This is a genomic window from Streptomyces sp. GSL17-111, from assembly GCF_037911585.1.
Classification (GTDB): domain Bacteria; phylum Actinomycetota; class Actinomycetes; order Streptomycetales; family Streptomycetaceae; genus Streptomyces.
In genome coordinates, this window is the sequence record NZ_JBAJNS010000001.1 from 2,717,858 (window position 1) to 2,738,033 (window position 20,176).

Here is a 20,176-nt window from a genome sequence, read left to right on the forward strand (position 1 = left end):
CACGGTCACCGCGTGCCACAGTGCCTCTGTGACTGATGCCAAACCGGCGGAGATCGCCCTCGGCGGGGTGCCCGTGCACCAGTACCTCGCGGCGCGGGCCCAGGAACTCGCCGCACAGGTCGTGGACGAGCTCGCCGCGCAGTTGCCGGCCTACGCGTCGCTGCCACCGGAGGAGCTGCGCAACGAGATCCTGCGCGTGGCGCACCAGTGCGTCCAGGGGTTCGTGGACGTGCTGCGCACCGGGCGTCTGCCGGACCCCGAGCAGCTCGACCGGATCCGCGAGTCGGCGGTGCGCCGCGCCGAGGAGGGGCTGCACATGGACTCCGTGATCAGCGCCTACCACCTCGGTGCGCAGGTCTGCCTGGACGCGGTGGCGCCGAAGGCGGGACCGCAGGACGTCCAAGCGGTCCTCGCGCTCAACCGGTTGCTCATGCAGTACCTCCAGCGGGTGACGGCGGCCGGGGTGGGCGGGTACGTGCAGGAGCGGCAGGCGGCCTCCGGCGTGGAGCACTCGGCGCGGCAGGCACTGCTGGACGCGCTGCTCGGCGGCGACTCCGCGCAGGACGCCGCCGACCGGGCCGGCGTCCGGCTGCCCGCCCGCTACCTGGTCCTGAGCCTGGCGGTGGGCGGCCACCGGGACGAGCGGGCACCCGGCGTGGATCCGGTCGTCGCGGGCCGCCGCAAGGTGCGCCGGCTGCGGGTGGAGCTGGAGCGGCACGTGCGCGGGGTGGCGCTGTCGGCCCTGTCGGCGGACGGTGGCCTGGCCCTGCTGCCCTGGGAACGTGAACCGGCCGGTGAGCCGGGCGAGACGGCTCCCGGCGACGTCCCGGAGACCGCCGGAGCGTGGGCGGCCGGGGTGCTCGGCCACATGGCGCGGGTGTCGGGCGCGACGATCACGGCGGGTCTCGTCGTGGCGGCCCCGGACCACGTCCGGGAGGGGGCGCGGCTGGCCGGGGACGTCCGGAAGGTCGCGCAGGCGTCGGGACGTCCGCCGGGGCTGTACCGGCTGGCCGACGTGCTGCTGGAGTACCAGCTGACGCGGCCGGGGCCGGCCCGGGCGCAGCTGTCCGCCCTGCTGGCCCCCCTGGTCGGCAGGCCGGAGCTCCTGGAGACGTTGCGGACGTACCTGGCGGGCGGCATGGACCGGCGCGGCACGGCCGAGCGGCTGGGCGTCCACCCGAACACCCTCGACTACCGGCTGCGGCGCGTCACGGCGCTGACGGGGCTGGACGCCACCCGCCCCGGGGACCTGGCCCGGGTGCAGGCGGCGCTGGCGGCCTACGACGCCGACCGGTACCGCTGACCGGCACCTCTGGCCGGCCGCGCCACCGCCTCTCCCGCACGCGCGTTGTGACGCGTCATGAACCCGCGTGGAAAGTCCGCCCGACGGCGTGAACCGGGCGCGTCAGCCGGGCTTCTCGTCCAGGGACTCGGTCAGCACGCGCAGGGTCTCGGCCAGGGCCTCCCGCTGGTCCGGGCCGAGCGCCGAGAGCAGCCGCCGCTGGGTGGCGACGTGGTCCGGCAGGACCCGGTCGATGAGCTCCCGCCCCGCGTCGGTGAGGGCGACGACGACGCTGCGGCCGTCCGACGCGCTGCGGGCGCGGGCCACCAGGCCTCGTCCCTCCAGCCGGTCGAGCCGCTGGGTGATGGCACCCGACGTCACCATGCCGGACCGCATCAGCTCGGCCGGTGTCAGCCGGTGCGGCGGGTCACTGCGCCGCAGGGTGGCGAGGACGTCGAAGGACGCGCCGTCCAGGCCGTGTTCGGCGAACGTCCGCCGCATCTCGGCGCCGAACAGCTGCGACAGCCGCGACAGCCGTCCGACGACGGCCATCGACGAGACGTCCAGGTCCGGCCGCTGGGCCCGCCACTGCGCGAGCACCCGGTCCACGTGATCGGTCACCACGCCAGCGTATGCCCCGGTCATCGGCCCTCCGCTTCCCCATGGACGCGTCCATGGACTCGAGTCTCCGCCCGTCCGGAGAGGCGTTCCGGGCCTCCCCGTGGACATTTATCTTAGCACTAAGCTACATTAGCTTAATGCTAAGCAATCGACTGGCGCTCCTGCTCGTGACGGCCCTCGCACCCGCCCTGTGGGGCAGCACCTACCTCGTGACCACCGAGCTGCTACCCCCGGACCGCCCCCTCCTCGCCGCCGTCCTGCGCGCACTGCCCGCCGGTCTGCTGCTCGTCGCCCTCACCCGGCGCCTCCCGCGGGGATCCTGGTGGTGGCGGGCCCTCGTCCTGGGCTCGCTCAACATCGGCGTCTTCTTCGCCCTGCTCTTCATCGCCGCCTACCGGCTCCCCGGCGGCGTCGCGGCGACGGTGGGCGCCGTGCAGCCGCTCATCGCCGCCGGGCTCGCGGCCGGACTGCTCGGGGAGCGGCTCTCGCCGCGCGTCCTCCTCGCGGGCCTGGCCGGGGTCGCGGGCGTGAGCCTGCTCGTCCTGCGCGCCGACGCCCGGCTCGACCCGCTCGGCGTCGCGGCCGCCCTCGGGGGCGCGGCGGTCATGGCCCTCGGCGTCGCCCTCAGCAAGAAGTGGACCTCCCCCGCGCCCCTGCTGGCCGTCACCGGCTGGCAGCTCGTCGCGGGCGGCGTCGTCCTGCTGCCGCTCGCCCTCCTCGTGGAGGGCCCGCCCCCGGCCACGCTGACCGGGGAGAACCTGGCCGGATACGCCTACCTCGCGATCATCGGCTCCGCACTGGCCTACGCGCTGTGGTTCCGGGGTATTCGTGCCCTGTCGACCACCAACGTCACCTTCCTCGGACTGCTCAGCCCGCTCGTCGCGACGACGCTCGGCTGGGCCGTGCTCGACCAGCGGCTCACCGCGCCGCAGGTGCTCGGCGGGCTGGTCGTCCTCGCGGCGCTCGTCGCCGCCCAGGCCCGGCCCCGGCGCCGGGGCGGGGAGCGTGTGGTCGCGACGTCGGTGCGGCCGCCCGCGTCCCCGGACGAGCGGGCCGACCGGGCCCGGCGGGCCACGCTGACCCGCTGACCCGCTGACGGCCGCGCCACCGCACCATCCGCACCATCCGTGCCACCCGCACCACCCGCACCACCCGAGACGTCCGTCATCGACAGAAAGAGCTGACCACCATGCGCATCACCGTGTTCGGAGCCGCCGGAGGCGTGGGAAGCCGGGTCGTCGCCGAGGCCGTGTCCCGGGGCCACGACGTCACCGCCGTCGTCCGCGACACCACCCGCTTCCCCTCCCTGCACCCGGGCGCCATCCACCGGACGGGCGACGCCGCCCGGCCCGAGGACGTCGCGGCGCTCGCGGCCGACCAGGACGTCGTCATCACCGCGACGCGTCCCGCCCCCGGCCAGGAGCACGAACTCCCCCGCACCACGGCCGCGTTGATGTCCGCCCTCGCAGAGGTGCCCGGTCCGTCGGGGACGGGCGTGCGGCTCCTCGTGGTCGGCGGCGCCGGCGGGCTGACCGTGCCCGGGACGGGCGGCACCGTCCTCGACCAGCCCGACTTCCCGCCCTTCCTCGTCCCCATCGCACGGGCCTGCAACGAGCAGCTCGCCGTCTGCCGCGCCGAGACCCGCGTCGACTGGACCTACCTGAGCCCGGCCTCCCTGCTGGAGCCCGGTGAGCGGACGGGCCGCTACCGGCTGGGCACCGACGAGCTCCTCATCGACGCCGACGGCCACTCCAGGATCTCCATGGAGGACCTGGCCGTGGCGCTGCTGGACGAGGCCGAGAACCCCCGGCACCGGCGGGTCCGGTTCACCGCCGCCTACTGAGCCCGCCGCAGGCCGGGCCCACCGCGGGGCCGGACGCCCGCGCTTGCCCTCCCCGGTACCGGACGCCTATGGTTTGGGCAGTCGCCCAATGCGATTGCCCAAGAAGCTGTCCAGGGCGTCCGGAACCAGGAGCCGGGAGCGGGAATGAACGCGTCACCATCCGCCCGGCGCGGCCGTGAGGTGCGGGAGCGCCTGCGGACGGCCGCCGCCGAACTCATCGCGGAACGCGGCTGGAACGCCGTCAGCACCCGCCTCCTGGCCGACCGGGCCGGCGTGGGGCCCGGTCTCGTCCACTACCACTTCCCCTCCCTCCAGGCGCTGCTGTCCGAAGCGGCGCTCGGGACCGTCCGCGCGCTGGCCGATGAGCTGGGGGCCCTCCTCGACCGCGCGGACGGACTCGACGACGGCCTGACGGCCCTCCTCGCCGCGCTGGACCACTACGACGGCCGGGACGCCACGTCCCTGCTGTTCAGCGAGGTGTACCTGGCCGCCGCCCGCGACGCGGAGCTGGGCGCCTCCCTCGCCGACGTCCTCGCCGCCACCCGGAGCCGCATCGCCCGCTGGCTGGCCGCACACGACGCCCCCACGCCCGAGGACACCGCCGCCGTCCTCACCGCCGCACTCGACGGCGTCATGCTGCACCGGCCGCTCGACGCGCACCTGACCTCCGCGCACGTCGCCCCGGTGCTCCGGCGCGCCCTGCACCCCCGAACCCCACCCGCCGGCCGGACCGGCGAAAGGAACGGCCAGACATGAAGGCGGTCACATGAAGGCAGTCATCTGCGGCGCCGGGATCTCCGGACTCGCCCTCGCGGGGCGGCTGGAGCGGCACGGCTGGGACGTCGTCGTCCTGGAGAAGGCGCCCGGTCCACGCAGCCAGGGCTACATGATCGACTTCTTCGGTCCCGGCTACGACGCCGCCGACGCGATGGGCGTCCTGCCCCGCATCCGCGAGCTCGGATACCGCGTCCGGGAGGCCGCCTACTTCGACGAGACCGGCCGCCGCCGCGCCGGGCTCGACTACCGGCGCTTCGCCGACGCCCTCGGCGGACGGCTGCTCAGCATCATGCGGCCCGACCTGGAGACGGCCCTGCGCGAGCACCTCTCCCCCGCCGTCGACCTCCGCCACGGCACCGGCCCCGCAAGCGTCGACGCCCACCCCGACGGCGTCCACCTCACCCTCACCGACGGGACGGCGCTCAACGCGGACCTCCTCGTCGGCGCGGACGGCGTCCACTCCACCGTCCGCCGCCTGGTCTTCGGCGAAGAGGACCGCTACCTGCGCCACCTGGGCTTCCACACCGCCGCGTTCCTCTTCACCGACCCGGAGCTGCGGGCCCGGGTCCGCGACCGCTTCGCGCTCACCGACACCACCGGACGTCAGATGGGCTTCTACTCCCTGCGTGACGGCCGCACCGCCGCCTTCGCCGTCCACCGCACCGACTCCACCGGCACCGACGCCCTCCCCGACGACCCGCGCGCCGCCCTCCGTCGCGCCTACGGCACCCTCGGCTGGTGGGCGCCGCGCGCCCTCGACCGCTGTCCGCCGGGCGACGAGGTGTACTACGACCAGGTGGCCCAGATCGAGATGGACCGCTGGACGCACGGCCGCGTCACCCTCGTCGGCGACGCCTGCGGCGCCGTCTCCCTCCTCGCCGGCCAGGGCGCCTCCCTCGGCATCGCGGGCGCGTACCTCCTCGCGGAGGAGCTGGGCCGCACCCCCTCCCTCGCCGACGCGCTGGCCCGCTACGAGCGGACCTGGCGTCCCGTGGTGACGGAGAGGCAGCGCGTCGCCCGCACGGCCGCCCGCTGGTTCCTCCCCGAGTCCGCCTGGCGACTCCGCGTCCGACGCCTCCTCCTGCACGCCTCCTCCCTGCCCGGCGCCGACCGCGTCCTCTCCACCGCCCTCGTCGGCAAACCCACCCCCCTCCCCACTCCTCGGTAGACGGCTTCAGGCCTCGCGGGCCCCTGCGGCGGCCCGCCGTCCCGGACGGCGCTCCAGCGGCACGACCACCGAGCTCCAGAAGCGGTCCACCGAGTCGTACACACTGCGGATGAAGCCTGTCTCGGCATGACCGCGTGAGCTGCCCATCCCCTTGAAGAGAGACAGCTTGAAGCCCGTGATCCGGACGTCGGACTCCTGGGGCAGAAGGTCACCGGGCTCGGGTCGCAGCCGCTCGAGCGTTCCCCGCGGACCGTTCGGCCGGCCTTCGAGGAGAGTCTCGACGTGCAGGTCGGCCGGGGCGTCGGAGAGTTGGCGGACGAGGCGCTTCGCCCAGGTGAGGGGGTAGCCGCTCTCGGCGGGGGGAATCTCCATGGACGTACGCAACTTTCCGGTGCGCAGGTCCGCGACGATGGCCAAGGTCCCCGGAGCACCCTCCACCCGTACCTCGGCCTCCAGGCGACCGTCCGCGCACAGCCGGTCCGCGAGGGCGGCGCGACGGGCCCCCGCGTCGCTGTTGCGGCGGACGCGCTGAACGGGCAGCGCCCGCTGTCCCAGCTCTCCGCCCAGCCGCAGGCACACCTGGCGGATGAGCCGCTCCCAGCTCTCGACGACCTCGACGGCCCGCTGGTCGCCCTGGCACAGCGTCTCCGTGTCGATGCCGTTGCGCACCGGCACCCAGGCCGGTCCCATGTTCTGGAACCCGTGGCAGCCGGAGTTGTCGTGCTGCAGGTAGTGCAGCAGCTCCTGCAGCAGCCAGGCGTGAGCGGCGTTGCCCACGCCCTCGTGCCGAATCAACATCTGGGCCTGGTGCGTCACCTCAGCCCAGGAGAGGTGCCAGAGCGTGACCCGGTGCTTCCGCCTGCGGTCGATCTTGACGTCCACCAGCGGGCCGCCGTCGAGAGCGACATCGTTGGACAGCGTGATCACGGCTTCGTAGCCCCTGCGGGCGGCCACGTCCACGTAGTCCTGCACCTGCTCCGCCTTCAGCGGGCTCCCGTTCGTCTTCGTCTCGACAAGCGCCGTCCACAGCCGTCCCGCCCGTTCCACCCGGATGACGCCGTCCGGACGCTTCGGCGTGTCGCCGTGCGGCAGCGATACTTCGGTGAAGGTCTCCATGCGGCCCGCCGGGGCTCCGAAGCCCGCCGTGAGCCGACGGCCGAACTCGGGCACCTGCGTCATCACCGACAGCAGGACGGAGGTGGCGCGCATCTCACGCTCTCGGTCGTTCTTCAGGCTCGACACGGGAAACAGCCGCGCCTGCCGCCAAGCGTCGTTCTCGGCAAGAGACCTCTTGGCGACCTTGGGCAGCGTCACCTTCTTCTTCGCGGTACGCGGCCGCCGCCGCGCAGGGCGTTCCTCCACTTCTTCCGCCGCGACGGAAGCCGGTGCCGGTTCCGGCCGGCGTTGCGGGGGTACGGGCGCACCGCTTTCCACCGGGGCCCGAGCCGACACGCTCCCGGTGTCGACGACCTCTGGTTCCGCAGAGGGAACGTGTGTGCCGTCCGCCGGCTCGTCGTCGGTCTCTTCAGCCTCATCGACGTCGATACCGAAGTCGATGGCCAACCCCGCAAGGCCTGAGGCGTACCCCTGAGCGACCGCCCGGAACTTCCACTGGCCGTTGCGGCGGTAGAACTCGCCGAAGACGAACGCCCGCTCCACCCCGGCGTCGGGGATCGAGAATTCCAGTAGTGCCTCGCCCGAGGGGTCGGTGACGGTCAGCCGCAGGTCGCTCAGGTCCCCGAAGCACTCCTCGCCGTACCGGCTCGCCGCGATGGCGATGCGCTCCACGTCGTCGGGCATGGCCGTCAGGTCCAGACTGAGCCGGTCCTCGCTGCCGTCGTCCGTCGGCCGCTTCCCCAGAAGCTGCACGGACCCATCGGGGGCCGTGGGGTTGTTGTAGAAGTAGAAGTCGGCATCGCTGCGTACCTTGCCGTTCCCGTCCAAGAGCAGCACGGAAGCGTCCGCGTCGGCCTCTCCCGACTCGCTGCTCCAGCCGAGGTGGACGACCACGGCGTCGACGCTTTCGCTCAGCTCCTCCAGGCCGACGTTCGCGCCCTTGATCATTTCGCGCAATGTGCCCCCCAAGAATGCGGACTACCCCGGGGCACACCGGAGGCCCGTGTCGTTCACGATCGGATCACGCAGCCCGCACGCTGCGTGACGGAGAGCGTAGCGTCACCGATCAACGCTGCGTAAGGGTCGGGAAGCACTTCGCAGTCGCCGAGCAGGGCCCCGGGTGCGGGGGGTGGGGGTGCGGGGGGATGATCGGGGGATGGATGTGTCGCTTCGCCTCGCCCAGCAGCCGGACGCCGACGCGCTGCTGAGCCGCAGCCCGCTCGCCGCGCTCGTCGGCATGCTGCTCGACCAGCAGATCCCCATGGAGTGGGCGTTCAACGGCCCGTGGACGATCGCCCAGCGGCTGGGCGACGACGACCTCGACGCGCACCGGATCGCCGCGCAGGACCCGGAGACGTTCGCCGAGTTGCTCGCCGCCAAGCCCGCCGTGCACCGCTACCCGGCGTCGATGGCCGGGCGGGTGCAGAAGCTCTGCCAGTACCTCGTGGAGCACTACGACGGCGACGTCACCGCTCTCTGGCGGGACGCAGACAGCGGCAAGGAGCTGCTGAAGCGGCTGAACGACCTGCCGGGCTTCGGGAAGCAGAAGGCGCAGATCTTCCTCGCCCTGCTCGGCAAGCAGCTGGGCGTCAGGCCGGACGGCTGGCGGGAGGCGGCGGGCGGCTACGGCGAGGAGGGAGCGCACCGGTCGGTGGCCGACATCACCGGTCCGGATTCCCTTCAGCAAGTGCGGGCGTACAAGCAGGAGATGAAGCGGGCGGCGAAGAAGTCCTGACGGCGGCGGAGCGCCGGGAGGGGTCCGCCGCGCCGGACCGGCGAGGGTGCATGATCGGCGTATCCGGCCATCCGCACCGTGGAGAGGACTACCGATGGATGAGCGCTTCGACGTCGTCGTGCTCGGCGCTGGGCCCGGCGGCTACGTCGCCGCGATCCGGGCGGCGCAGCTGGGCAAGCGCGTCGCCGTCGTGGAGCAGAAGTACTGGGGCGGCGTCTGCCTGAACGTCGGCTGCATCCCCACCAAGGCCCTGCTGCGCAACGCCGAGCTGGCCCATCTCCTCACGCACGAGGCGAAGACGTACGGCATCCGCTCCGAGGGCGGGATCACGCTCGACTACGGCGCGGCGTTCCAGCGCAGCCGCAAGGTGGCGGACGGACGGGTCAAGGGCGTCCATTACCTGATGAAGAAGAACGGGATCTCCGAGTTCGACGGGCGGGGGGTCTTCGTCGACGCGCACACGCTGCGCGTCGAGCACACCGACGGCGGCAGCACGACCTCACCTTCGAGAACTGCGTCATCGCCACCGGCGCGACGCCGCGGCTGCTGCCCGGCACGCGCCTCAGCGAGCGCGTCGTGACGTACGAGGAGCAGATCCTGACCGAGGAGCTGCCGCAGTCCGTCGTCATCGCGGGCGCGGGCGCCATCGGCGTGGAGTTCGCCTACGTGATGCACCACTACGGCGTGAAGGTCACCGTCGTGGAGTACCTGGACCGCATGCTGCCGCTGGAGGACGCGGACGTCTCCAAGGAGCTGGCCAAGCAGTACCGCAGGCTCGGCATCGACGTCATGACGTCCACGCGGGTGGAGGCGATCGACGAGTCCGGGCCGCAGGTGCGGGTCACGGTCACCGCCAAGGACGGCGCGCAGAAGGTGCTGGAGGCCGACAAGGTGCTCCAGGCCATCGGGTTCGCGCCGAACGTCACGGGCTACGGCCTGGAGAACACCGGCGTCGGCGTGACCGAGCGCGGGGCGATCGAGGTGGACGGGTACGGCCGCACGACGCAGCCCCACATCTACGCCATCGGCGACGTGACCGCGAAGCTCATGCTGGCCCACACCGCCGAGGCCATGGGCGTCGTGGCCGCCGAGACCCTGGCCGGAGCCGAGACGATGGCGCTCGACTACGTCATGATCCCGCGCGCCACCTACTGCCGCCCGCAGGTGGCCAGCTTCGGGTGGACGGAGGAGCAGGCGCGGGAGAAGGGCTTCGACGTCCGGGTCGCCACGTTCCCCTTCACGGCGAACGGCAAGGCGCACGGGCTCGGGGAGACGGCGGGCTTCGTGAAGGTCCTGGCCGACGCCCGGCACGGCGAGCTGCTCGGCGCCCACCTCATCGGGCCCGACGTCACCGAGCTGCTGCCCGAGCTGACGCTGGCTCAGCAGTGGGACCTCACCGTGCACGAGGTCGCCCGGAACGTCCACGCGCACCCGACGCTGGGCGAGGCGGTCAAGGAGGCGGTGCACGGCCTGGCCGGACACATGATCAACTTCTGACCTCCGTGCCCCTCGGCGCGTCGGCCACCGGCCCGTGGCGGCCGGCGCGCCGTGGCGGCGGCACACGCGAGGTCGCCATCCTCCGTTCGCATGGTCGCCGCCCGGCTGGGCAAACATGCGGAATCGAACACCGCGACGGTGTGGCGGCGTTGACGCACGGAGGGACGTGCCGAGTGCGGTTCGGAATACTGGGCCCGGTCGAGGCCCGGTGCGACGGTGTGCGCATCGACCTGCGACCCGGCCGTGAACGCTCGCTGCTGGCCCTGCTCGTCCTCAACGCCGGCCGCCTCCTCACGGCCGACCACGTCGTGACGCTCCTGTGGGAGGAGCCGCCGGAGACCGCGCGCGCCCAGGTCTACAACCTCGTCAGCGGACTGCGGCGCCGCCTGCACCACCCGGCGCCCGGCCGTCCCGCCGGCACCGACGTGCTCGTCACGGCGGACGGCGGCTACCGGCTGGAGCCCGCCCGGCACCACACCGACCTGGCCGCCTTCCGGTCGGCCGCCGCCCAGGGCCGGTACGCGGCCGAGTCGGGCGCCCGGCACCGCGCCGCCGAGTTGCTGACGCAGGCACTCGGCCACTGGCGGGGCGAGGCGCTGTCCGGCTGCGCGGCACCGTTCGCCGCCGCCGCCCGGCAGGCGCTGGAGGACGAGCGCTGGAGCACCGTCGAGGCGCTGCTGGACGTCCACCTCGGGCTGGGCCGCTACGAACGCGTCCTCGCGGACGTCGGGCCCTGGCTGGAGCAGCAGCCCTACCGGGAGGACCTGTACCGGCGGCAGATGCTCGCCCTGGCGGCCCAGGGACGGCGCGCGGACGCGCTGGCCAGCTACCGGCGGGCCTACCGGCGGCTGGGCGAGGACCTTGGCGTCGAGCCCGGCCCGGCCCTGCGCGACCTGCACGAGCAGCTCCTGCGCGGCGCCGCCCCGACGCTCCCCGACCGGACGGAGGGCACGGTCCGGACCGACGGCGCGGCGCGCGCAAGGCCGTCGGCCCGCCGCAGCGGTGCGACGGCGGACCCCGCACGCCTCCCGGGCCCACGCCCGGCCGGGGCGACATCCGCCGGGAAGCCGTCCGCCCCGGGGCCCGCAGTCGGCGAGCCGTCCGCCGGGGAGCCGCCGCGCCCCCGCCCGGTGCCACGTCAACTCCCCCCTCCCCCCGCCCGCCTGTACGGCCGTGACGCCCTCCTGCGCGAGCTGCGGGACGCCCTCGCGCCCCCGTCGGACCACCCCACCGCGCTCCCCGCTGCACGCACGCCGGGCGCGCCCGTCGTCGTCCTCACCGGGCCCGGCGGGGTCGGCAAGACGGCCCTCGCGCTGCACACCGCCCACCGCCTCTCCGCCCGGTTCCCCGACGGGCAGCTCTACGCCGACCTGCGCGGCTCCCACTCCTCCCCCGCCGATCCCCCGGAGACCGCCGCCCGCTTCCTGCGCGCCCTCGGCGTCGACGGCCAGGACGTCCCCGCCGACGCGGACGAGCGCGTCGCCGACCTGCGCAGCCGGCTCGCCGGCCGCAGCGTGCTCCTCCTGCTCGACGACGTCCGCGACGAGACGCAGCTGCGGCCCCTGCTGCCCGCCGACGGCGGCTGCGCCGTGCTCGCCACCTCCCGCAACCGGCTGACCGGCCTCACCGCCCTGGCCGACGCGCGGGTCCTCGGCGTCGGCACCCTCACGCCCGCCGACGCCGCCGCCCTCCTCGCCGGCCTCGTCGGCGCCGAACGCGCGGGGGCCGACCGGACGGCCACCGCCGAGGTCGCCCGGCTCTGCGGCCACCTCCCGCTGGCCCTGCGCATCGCGGGGGCCCGGCTCGCGGCCCGTCCCGACTGGACGGTGGCGGGCTTCCGGGACCGGCTCGCCCAGCAGCACCACCGGCTCGACCAGCTCGCCGCCGGTGACCTCGACGTCCGCGCGGGCATCGCCCTCAGCTACCGCTCCCTGAGCCCCGGCCTGCGCACGGCCCTGCGCCGTCTGGCGCTCCTGGAGTCCCACAGCGTGCCCGGCTGGGTCGTCGGGACGCTGGCCGGACGGCCGTCCGAACCGTGGCTCCACGACCAGCTCGTCGAGCGCAACCTGCTGGAGACCTGCGGGCGCGACCAGGCCGGGCAGCCGCGCTACCAACTGCACGCCCTCGTCCGCGACTTCGCGCGCGAACGCACCCTCGCCGAGGACACCGGGGAGGAGCGGGACGCCGCCGTCGAGCGCGTCCTGCGCGCCTGGCTCGCCCTCGCCTCCGAGGCGGCCGGACGCCTCGGCCACGGCGGCGTCCTCGACCCCGTCGCCCCGGCCCCGGGCGCACCGCCGGACGCCGCCGACGCCGCCCGCCGCCATCCGGAACGCTGGTTCGCCGCCGAGCAGGCCAACCTGTTGAACGCGGCCCTGCACGCCTGCCGCCTCCGCCTTCCCGAGCTGGCCGGCGACCTCGCGCTCCAGCTGAGCGGGTACCTCGTCATCCGCTTCTACGAGGCCGAGCGGGAGGCCGTCGTCCGGGCCGCCATCGCGAGCTGGGGCGAGCGTCCCACCGCCGACCGCCGGCTCTCCCGGCTCCACTTCGCCCTGTGCTGGACCCTCTACCAGCAGGACCGCTACGCCGAACTCACCGTCGCCGCCGAACGCGGCCTGCGCGTCGCCCGCGACCTCGGCGACCCGGAGGTCGTCGCCGACGCCGCCTGGCAGCTCGGCCGCGCCACCGCCCTGCGCGGCCGGCTCACCGAGGCCGCCGCGTACTACCGGCGCACCGTCCAGGACGCCGAACACCTCGGGCTCTCCGCCCGCGCCCACGTCTACGCCCTCACCGGCCTCGCCAACGTGCTGGCCGACCTGGGCGAGCCGGCCGAGGCCGTCCGGAGCTACGAGCAGGCCCTGGCGCGCCACCCCGGGGCCGACCGCACGCGTGTCGTGATGCTGCTGCGCTGCGCCGAGGCGCACAGCGACGCCGGTGAGGGGGCCCGCGCCCTGGAGCTCCTGACGGCCGCCGCCGCCATCGTCCGCGCGATCGGGGACGACGTCGGCGCTGCCCACGTCGAACGCGGCCGGGCCCTCGTCGACCTCGCCCACGGCCGCTGGCACGACGCCCGCGACCGCCTGACCGGCGTCCTGTCCACGCTGCGCACCCAGCGCGAGACCTCCGGCGAGGCGGGCGTCCTGCGCAGCCTCGGCGACGCCGCCCTCGGCGCCGGACAGTGGGACGACGCCCGGCACCACCTCGACGACGCGCTCGCCCTCCACACCCGCATGGACCTGCCCGTCGAGATCGCCCGCACCCGCGCCCGACTCGCCGTCGCTCTCCGCCTCGCGGGCGATCCGTCACCGGCGCACCGGCACGCCGACGCGTGCCGGGCCATCCTGCTCCGCCACGCACTCGGCCCGGCCTGTCTGCGACTGCCCGCCCACGTCCGCCGGCTGCTGCCACCGGCGGACGCGACGACGTGACGGGCCGGCCGCGACCACTCGGTCAGAAGGCCTCGTCGCGGAACCCGTGCCGGGCGACGCGCGCCAGCATGTTCCGCCACGCGTCGAGGTCCGAGTGCGGGTTGCCGCTGATGCCGAGGCGGTTCTTGGCCTGGCCGAAGGCGTTGTTGGTGTTCGGCCCCCAGATGCCGTCCACGGCCAGGCCGGAGCCCATGAAGTTGTTGCACATCGCCTGGACGAACTTGGTGTCGCTGGAGCTGCCCTTCTGGCACAGCGTGGGCAGCCCGCCGAAGTCGGCGTGGATGTGGTCGCGGTGGGCCGCGTTGTACCAGCCGTCGAGCACGTACCGGAACCGGCGGCGGCAGGTGGCGTCCACCGCCAGGTAGCGGCGGCGCAGGGTGCGGTCCGACGCGGCGTGGTGACCGTCCAGCATCGAGGACTGCCGTCCGCCGTTCCACCGCACCAGGTCCAGGTCCATCGCCGTGCCGGCGCCGTGCTGGCCCGACTTGTTGACGTAGAACCCGGCCGAGACGAGGAACTTGACGCCGCCGAACCCGCCGTCCGACGACAGGTCCCGCAGATCGCGTATCCACACCACCAGCCGGTCGTAGAACCCCTGCGTGCAACGCCAGTCGCGCAGGACCGTGTTGCCTCTGTTCCCCCGCCAGTAGTACACCGGCGTGCCGTCGATCCGGCTGAAGGTCCGCAGCGCCTGCGCCGAGACGTCACCCTCCGGCGCCTGCATCTCCCGGGGCAGCGCCTCGAACCCCGGGTCCTCCGCCGCCCAGGCGCTCCCGCCCGTGGCCCCCGCCACGACCGCCCCCGCCGCCGCGGCCCCGACCCCGCCGAGGAACAGCCGCCGGTCCAGCCCCTTCGCCCGCTCGTCTTCCCGCATGGTGAACGCCCTTCCGCAGCCGCGCGAGGCCCGACCGCCCCGCACGTCGTGACTGCGATGGTTCGCCCCGCGCCTACGTCCGACCTCACCCCGCCCTAACACCCCGGGGCTTGACAGCCCCCACCACCCACACCACCCGCCCCGACTCCCCCCGCACGGCGCACCCGCCGGTGTCCTGCCCGGCGAGCGGACGTCCTCGCCGGATACTCGGCGCATGATCAGCGGACTGCGTTCCCGTGTCCTGCCGCCCTCCCAGCGCCGGTCCCTGGACGACCTCACCCAGGACCTGGACCTCTCCGCCGGAGACACCGGCGCCAAGCGCTCCGCCTTCTGGACGATGCTGACGCTCTCGGCCGTCATCGCCACGGGCGGCGTCGTGACCGACTCCACGGCGACCGTCATCGGCGCCATGATCATCGCCCCGCTGTCCACACCGATCATGGGCATCGCCCTCGGGTCGGTGCAGCAGCGGCGCACCGGGGCGGCGCGCACCGTCCTCCTCGCCTGCCTCCTGGTCATCGTGCTCGGAACGCTGCTGTCCGCCGCGCTCCCCGGCGACTACGACCTGCTCTCCAACAGCCAGATCGCCTCGCGCACCTCACCGGGCATCATGGACCTCGTCGCCGCCCTGGCGACGGGCTTCGCCGGGGCGGTCGCCCTGGCGCGCCGGGACGTCGCCGCCGTCCTGCCGGGCGTCGCCATCGCCATCTCCCTCGTGCCACCCCTGGTCGTCGCCGGAGTGTGCCTGGGCCACCAGTCCGGCTGGCTCGCCCTGGGCGCACTGGTGCTGTTCGTCTCCAACCTCTTCGCCCTCGTCTTCGGCGGCATGGTGATCTTCGCCGCTCTCGGCTACGCCGAAGCGGCCGGCCACCGACGCCCCGGCCGACTCGCCCGCCGCACCTACGTCGCCATGGCGACGCTGTTCGCCGTCGTGTTCGTACCGCTGGCCGCCAACACGGCCCTCACCCTGCTGGTCGACACCTGGACGGCCCGGGCCAAGCAGGCGGCCACCCAGTGGCTCTCCGACGAACGGGACGCCACCGTCACCGGCGTGGACGCCGTCTCGCGCACGCTGTACATCCACGTCCGCGTACCGGGCGAGCTGCCCCCGATCGAGGGACTGCTCGACCGGCTCGACGGGCAGGTCCCCGACGGCGTGCCCGTCGTCGTCGACACCACCCGCGGCCGCCGCCTCGACGCCGGCCGCGTCGGCACCTGACCGCCACCGCCGGTACGCCGCCGGACGTCGCGGACCGTTCCCGGGAACACGGCCGTGGGTCGCGAGAACGCCGAGCACGACCAGGAGCGCGCCGAACACCTGGGTCCAGGTGACCGGCTCCCCCAGGAGGACCACACCGAGCGTGACCCCGACGACCGGCGTCAGGTAGGTGACGGCGGCGGCGTCGGCCGCGCCCCAGGCCGCGACGACGTTGGTGTTCCAGACGTAGGCGAAGCCGGTACCGAAGACCCCCAGAGCGAACGTGGCCAGAACGACGGCACCGGACGCCTCCCCCACCGGGGGCCGACCGAGGAAGGGCGTCGCGGCCAGCATCACCAGGGCGCCAGCGGTCACCTGCACGACGGCGACGGTGAGCCCGGGCAACCCGCGCGGTGAGACGAAGCGCCGCAGGTAGACGAAGGCGATGCCGTAGCACGCCGTAGCGGCCAGGCAGGCCAGTTGCGCCCCGAGCCCGCCGCCGAACCCGGCGCCGAGAGGGTCGAGGACCACCAGCACGCCCCCGAACCCGAGCAGCAGGCCGAGGGCGCCACGGCGGGTGAGGCGTTCGGCCGGAAGAAGGACGGCCGACCACGCCACCGCCATCAGCGGGGTCGTGGCGTTGTACGTGCTGGCCAGACCGGAGGAGATCCGCTGCTCCGCCCAGGCGAACAACGTGAACGGCACGACGCAGAGCAGCACGGCCACGACGGTCAGGTGGCCCCACACCGCCGGATCGCGCGGAATGCGCCGCCGGGTGACCAGAGCGACCACCCACAGGGCACCCGCACCGCACACCATCCGGCCCCAGACCACGTACGCCGGGGACAACCCGTCGAGGCCCACCTTGATCAGCAGGAAACTCGACCCCCAGGCCAGGGCCAGCAGGACGAACTGGACGACGACCGGCACCGCTGCTCCACTCCGGTAGGGGGCGCGCGTCTCGCACCCTCCCGTCCGAGCCAAACGCGCCCCGCCCCCACAGACCGGCGGATTTCAGACCTCACGTTTCCCGATTCACGTGGGTGCTTCGTCGTCTCAGGGCTGAGACAACTCCAGCCGAGTCCACGGACCCGTCCCTGCCTCGCGCCACAGCACCCACGTCGTGCCACCGCCTACGTCGGCGACCACGCGCACCGGTCGGCGTCCTCGTCGTGGACCAGACCGCCGCCGTGGACGCGGGCCACGCCGCCCAGACGACCGCAGCCACGCGCCGAGACCCGCTGTACGCCTCCCTGGCGCACGCGCGCACGGCAGTCGGACACTCCCACGCTCGAGACCGGCGGGGCGCCCTGCGGTCGCTGGGGCGCGCGGAAGAGGCACTGGGCAAGGCGTCCCTGGGCGACCCGCGCCCTGCCTGGGTGGCCTTCTACGGCCCCGCCGAGCTGCTGGCCATGACCGCGATCGTCCGTGACCGCATCGGGGATGCGGCGGACGCGGAGGCGGCTTCCCACCGTGCACTGGCCGCCATCCCGCAACAGTTCCGCCGGAACCGCGCCCTCGCCACCTTGCAACTCGCTCTGGCGCAGCTTCACCAGCGGGATGTGGACCAGGCGTGCGCCACGGCGGAGAAGGTGTTCGTGCTGATGCGCGGCAACGCCCTACCCGGCCGGATGCGGTCCCGCCTCGGTGACTTCTACCGCGACTTGACCACTCTCGCCCCGGACTCCATCACAGCGCGAGAGTGGAAGGACCGATACCGATCTGAATGGAGCCAGGTTCGATGACGACGCCCGCTTCGAAGCTGCGCCGCTACGGCCACGACGACCTGTCGGAGATCCGGCAGACGTTGATCGACGTACACGCGGACGTGCACGCCGACCGCATGGCCGATGACGAGTTTCGGCAGAAGTTCCCCTGGTTTGTGGATCACTGGGGCGGCCACTCGGAGTTCGCCTGCGTGATCGCCTACGACGGTGACGAAGTGGTGGGCTTCGCGTACGGCGCTCCCGCGAAGGACGGGCGGGAGTGGTGGCGGGAGCATCTGGACCCGGCGCCGGAGAAGTCCCGCACGTTCCACTTCTCCGAGCTGATGGTGCGCGAGCGGTGGCGGAAGACCGGCGCGGCGGAGCGGCTGCACCGGGCGCTGATGGACGGCCAGGACGCAGAGCTGGCAGCGCTGCTGGTGGACGTGACGCACCCCAAGGTGAAGGCCCTGTACGAATCCTGGGGATACCGACAGGTCGGCGAGCGCCAGCCGTTCCCCGACTCCCCGGTGTACGCGGTGATGCTCGCAGATCTTCCGATTTCCTGATACCTCCAAATATTCGAGATGAAGACGGCCCGACGTACACCGGCACCATGTCCTACGCGAAGGCACGCTCACGCATCGCCACCACGGAGGAAGCGCGCTGCGGCTGACGCCCGGTGAGTGGGTCGTGCAGCTCCATCGGGCGGCGCGGACGGAAAACGGATGGGTCGCGGCGTTCGCCGTCGGGTGCACGCGGCCTCGCGGTTCGCGTGGGAGTACGCGTTCGACGTTCCGGATTCGGGACGGTGAGAGAGGTCGTGTTGCCGACAGGGCAGGTGCGGGAGGACGTTGTGGGACTTCCAGCTCATGGGGCACGACGAGCGGCCCTCCTTCGTGGCGGTGGGCCTGGGGGGTCACGACCTTGTCGTCGCGGACGCCTCGGTGGAGCTGTACCGGCATGGCCTGGTGCCGTTGATCGTGTTCACGGGAGCGACCAGCTCCACGACGCGGGAGGTCATGCCTCGGGGGGAGGCTGCGCACTACCGCGAGCGGGCACGGCGACTGGGAGTACCCGGGGAGGCGCTGTTGACGGAGACGCAGGGCCGCAACACCGGAGAGAACATCACCTTCACACGGAAGTTGCTCAGCGGGGCGGTGTGGACGTGGAGTCGGTGGTGTTCGTCAGCAAGCCATATGAGGAACGACGCGTCTACGCCACCGCCCGCAAGCTCTGGCCCGGAGTCGAGGTGACGTGCCACTCGGCGGCGGTGGGCTTCGAGGAGTACCTGGAGCGCATCGGCGACAGCCGCAAGGTCATCAGCATGCTCGTGGGCGCCGTGCAGCGGCTGCTCGTCTATCCCGAACAGGGGTTCGTGATCGAGATGGAGGTGCCGGCCCGGGTACGCACGGCGTACCAGCGGCTATGCGACGCCGGGTACACGAGTCGCCTCGTCACCGGGCCCTGACGCCCCCCGTGCCGCCGGGCGCGAGGGCCGTCAGGGCACGTGACGGCCTCAGTAGCAGCGGCGGACGGCGGTTGATGCACTTTCCTGCTTCCTGGCACGAAAAAGCCCCCTACGGGATGATCCGAGGGGGCTTTGACCTGCTGCGCGCTCGGCAGGATTCGAACCTGCAACCTTCTGATCCGTAGCTCTACAGAGAACGGTCAGCGGCGGTCATAGAGGTCACCGGGAGAAGCGCGCGTGCCGGCGTCGGGTGCTGAGGGTTCCTGACGTTGCTGTGTTCCGTTGTTGTACCGCGACGTGGGATCAAGTTGCGGGGTGGCTGGCTGACTCGAACGCAGACTCTTGCCGCGAAAGCCGAGAATCAGGTGTCGGAGCTCAACTCCTTGACCTTTAGCAGTAGAGCCTCCTGGTTACGACGGCTGCGCACATCGTCCTTGCGCAAACTCCTGCCCTCGTTCAAGACAGGCTGAAACTGATCGGTGGCAAGCTTGACTGCAGTAGCGATCGCCACCTCAAATCTCTCCGAGTCTGAGATCTTGAAATTCAGCTTCTTAGAACGGCTAACACAATGAGGTGAGTCGGCGCTGACCACCATGTCTACGGGGGGTGTTGGGGCGTTGGTTGGTGTGTGGGAGCTGCGCCGTGGATCGTGTCGGATGACTTGTGGGAGCGGATCGAGCCGCTGTTGCCGAGACGGGAACGTCGTTTCCGGTACCCCGGACGCAAGCCCGTCCCCGACCGGCAGGTTCTGTGCGGGATCTTGTTCGTGCTGTTCAACGACGTTCAGTGGGAGCACCTGCCCCAGGAGCTCGGGTTCGGGTCGGGCATGACGTGCTGGCGCCGGCTGCGGGACTGGAACGAGGCAGGCGTCTGGGAGGAACTGCACGAGGTGCTGCTGGCCGAGCTCAACGCCGCAGCCCGGCTGGACTGGTCCCGGGCCGTGGTCGACTCCAGCCACATCAGGGCCATAAAAGGGGGCTCCAGACGGGACCGTCGCCGGTCGACCGGGGACGGGCAGGATCCAAGCACCACCTGATCACCGACGGACACGGCACCCCGCTCGCCGTCATCCTCACCGGCGGCAACCGCAACGACATCACCCAGCTCATGCCTCTACTGGACGCCATCCCACCGGTCCGCGGACGCGTGGGGCACCCGCGCCGCAGACCGGACGCGCTCTTCGCCGACCGCGGCTACGACCACGACATCTACCGCGACCAGGTCCGCGCCCGCCGCATCGTGCCGGCCATCGCCCGCCGCAACACCCGCCACGGCAGCGGCCTGGGCACCTACCGATGGGTGGTCGAGCGAACCTTCGCCTGGCTCCACGGCTTCCGACGTCTACGCATCCGATGGGAACGCCGCGCCGACATGCACGAAGCCTTCCTCAAACTGGCCTGCTGCCTGATCACTTACCGACAGCTCGGCTCATTGTGTTACTGAGGTTGAACTCGTGGAGTCGTAGG

General features: G+C 73.0%; 14 protein-coding genes and 4 pseudogenes. 14 read left to right on the plus strand and 4 right to left on the minus strand.

Annotation, left to right across the window (positions count from 1 at the left end):
• The first annotated feature begins 28 nt into the window (after nt 1-28).
• Nucleotides 29-1,303 (plus strand): PucR family transcriptional regulator, encoded by a 1,275-nt coding sequence (locus V6D49_RS11990; protein ID WP_340559445.1) that lies wholly within the window; start codon nt 29-31, stop codon nt 1,301-1,303.
• 102 nt (nt 1,304-1,405) lie between these two features.
• On the opposite strand, the gene V6D49_RS11995 is transcribed toward V6D49_RS11990, so the two are convergent.
• Nucleotides 1,406-1,903: a MarR family winged helix-turn-helix transcriptional regulator gene (locus tag V6D49_RS11995; RefSeq protein WP_340559447.1), complete on the minus strand. Its 498-nt coding sequence runs from the start codon at nt 1,901-1,903 to the stop codon at nt 1,406-1,408.
• A gap of 137 nt (nt 1,904-2,040) precedes the next feature.
• On the opposite strand from V6D49_RS11995, the gene V6D49_RS12000 reads away from it, so the two are divergent.
• The 4 genes from V6D49_RS12000 (at nt 2,041) to V6D49_RS12015 (ending at nt 5,691) form a co-directional block, all read left to right on the plus strand.
• On the plus strand, nt 2,041-2,991 hold the full coding sequence (locus tag V6D49_RS12000) for an EamA family transporter (protein WP_340559449.1): 951 nt from the start codon (nt 2,041-2,043) through the stop codon (nt 2,989-2,991).
• A gap of 101 nt (nt 2,992-3,092) precedes the next feature.
• Nucleotides 3,093-3,746 carry an NAD(P)-dependent oxidoreductase gene (locus V6D49_RS12005; protein WP_340559451.1) on the plus strand — a complete coding sequence of 218 codons (654 nt, stop codon included), beginning with the start codon at nt 3,093-3,095 and terminating at the stop codon, nt 3,744-3,746.
• 144 nt (nt 3,747-3,890) lie between these two features.
• On the plus strand, nt 3,891-4,502 hold the full coding sequence (locus V6D49_RS12010; protein WP_340559454.1) for a TetR/AcrR family transcriptional regulator: 612 nt from the start codon (nt 3,891-3,893) through the stop codon (nt 4,500-4,502).
• A gap of 10 nt (nt 4,503-4,512) precedes the next feature.
• The gene (locus V6D49_RS12015) at nt 4,513-5,691 is read left to right on the plus strand and encodes an FAD-dependent monooxygenase (RefSeq protein ID WP_340559455.1); all 1,179 of its coding nucleotides are present in this window, start codon (nt 4,513-4,515) and stop codon (nt 5,689-5,691) included.
• A 6-nt stretch (nt 5,692-5,697) separates the two neighbouring features.
• On the opposite strand, the gene V6D49_RS12020 is transcribed toward V6D49_RS12015, so the two are convergent.
• Nucleotides 5,698-7,755, minus strand: a complete 2,058-nt coding sequence (locus V6D49_RS12020) for a TerD family protein (protein WP_340559457.1) — start codon at nt 7,753-7,755, stop codon at nt 5,698-5,700.
• A gap of 208 nt (nt 7,756-7,963) precedes the next feature.
• Between V6D49_RS12020 and V6D49_RS12025 the strand changes: the two genes are divergently transcribed.
• From V6D49_RS12025 to V6D49_RS12035, 3 genes and pseudogenes are all read left to right on the plus strand, one after another.
• The gene (locus tag V6D49_RS12025) at nt 7,964-8,542 is read left to right on the plus strand and encodes an HhH-GPD-type base excision DNA repair protein (RefSeq protein WP_340559458.1); all 579 of its coding nucleotides are present in this window, start codon (nt 7,964-7,966) and stop codon (nt 8,540-8,542) included.
• Between the two features lie 94 nt (nt 8,543-8,636).
• A pseudogene (gene lpdA / locus V6D49_RS12030) lies at nt 8,637-10,039 on the plus strand (dihydrolipoyl dehydrogenase).
• Nucleotides 10,040-10,212: 173 nt separating this feature from the next.
• Nucleotides 10,213-13,464 (plus strand): AfsR/SARP family transcriptional regulator, encoded by a 3,252-nt coding sequence (locus tag V6D49_RS12035; protein WP_340559459.1) that lies wholly within the window; start codon nt 10,213-10,215, stop codon nt 13,462-13,464.
• Nucleotides 13,465-13,486: 22 nt separating this feature from the next.
• On the opposite strand, the gene V6D49_RS12040 is transcribed toward V6D49_RS12035, so the two are convergent.
• Nucleotides 13,487-14,338 (minus strand): extensin family protein, encoded by an 852-nt coding sequence (locus tag V6D49_RS12040; protein ID WP_340559461.1) that lies wholly within the window; start codon nt 14,336-14,338, stop codon nt 13,487-13,489.
• 214 nt (nt 14,339-14,552) lie between these two features.
• On the opposite strand from V6D49_RS12040, the gene V6D49_RS12045 reads away from it, so the two are divergent.
• Nucleotides 14,553-15,557, plus strand: a complete 1,005-nt coding sequence (locus V6D49_RS12045) for a TIGR00341 family protein (RefSeq protein WP_340559462.1) — start codon at nt 14,553-14,555, stop codon at nt 15,555-15,557.
• 75 nt (nt 15,558-15,632) lie between these two features.
• Here V6D49_RS12045 and V6D49_RS12050 read toward each other — a convergent pair.
• Nucleotides 15,633-16,466 (minus strand): annotated as a pseudogene (locus V6D49_RS12050) (DMT family transporter); the annotation flags it as partial.
• Between the two features lie 242 nt (nt 16,467-16,708).
• Between V6D49_RS12050 and V6D49_RS12055 the strand changes: the two are divergent.
• The 5 genes and pseudogenes from V6D49_RS12055 (at nt 16,709) to V6D49_RS12070 (ending at nt 20,153) form a co-directional block, all read left to right on the plus strand.
• On the plus strand, nt 16,709-17,281 hold the full coding sequence (locus tag V6D49_RS12055; RefSeq protein WP_340559463.1) for a hypothetical protein: 573 nt from the start codon (nt 16,709-16,711) through the stop codon (nt 17,279-17,281).
• The gene (locus tag V6D49_RS12060) at nt 17,278-17,808 is read left to right on the plus strand and encodes a GNAT family N-acetyltransferase (protein WP_340559465.1); all 531 of its coding nucleotides are present in this window, start codon (nt 17,278-17,280) and stop codon (nt 17,806-17,808) included. The genes V6D49_RS12055 and V6D49_RS12060 overlap by 4 nt, the downstream gene beginning before the upstream one ends.
• A gap of 97 nt (nt 17,809-17,905) precedes the next feature.
• Nucleotides 17,906-18,054, plus strand: a pseudogene (locus V6D49_RS26225) (GntR family transcriptional regulator); the annotation flags it as partial.
• A gap of 57 nt (nt 18,055-18,111) precedes the next feature.
• Nucleotides 18,112-18,710 (plus strand): annotated as a pseudogene (locus V6D49_RS12065) (YdcF family protein).
• A gap of 628 nt (nt 18,711-19,338) precedes the next feature.
• Nucleotides 19,339-20,153 (plus strand): IS5 family transposase gene (locus tag V6D49_RS12070; RefSeq protein ID WP_340559467.1). Its coding sequence is split into 2 segments (ribosomal slippage): nt 19,339-19,662 and nt 19,665-20,153, totalling 813 coding nucleotides; the frame shifts between segments, so codons are not numbered across the junction.
• The last annotated feature ends 23 nt before the right edge of the window (nt 20,154-20,176 follow it).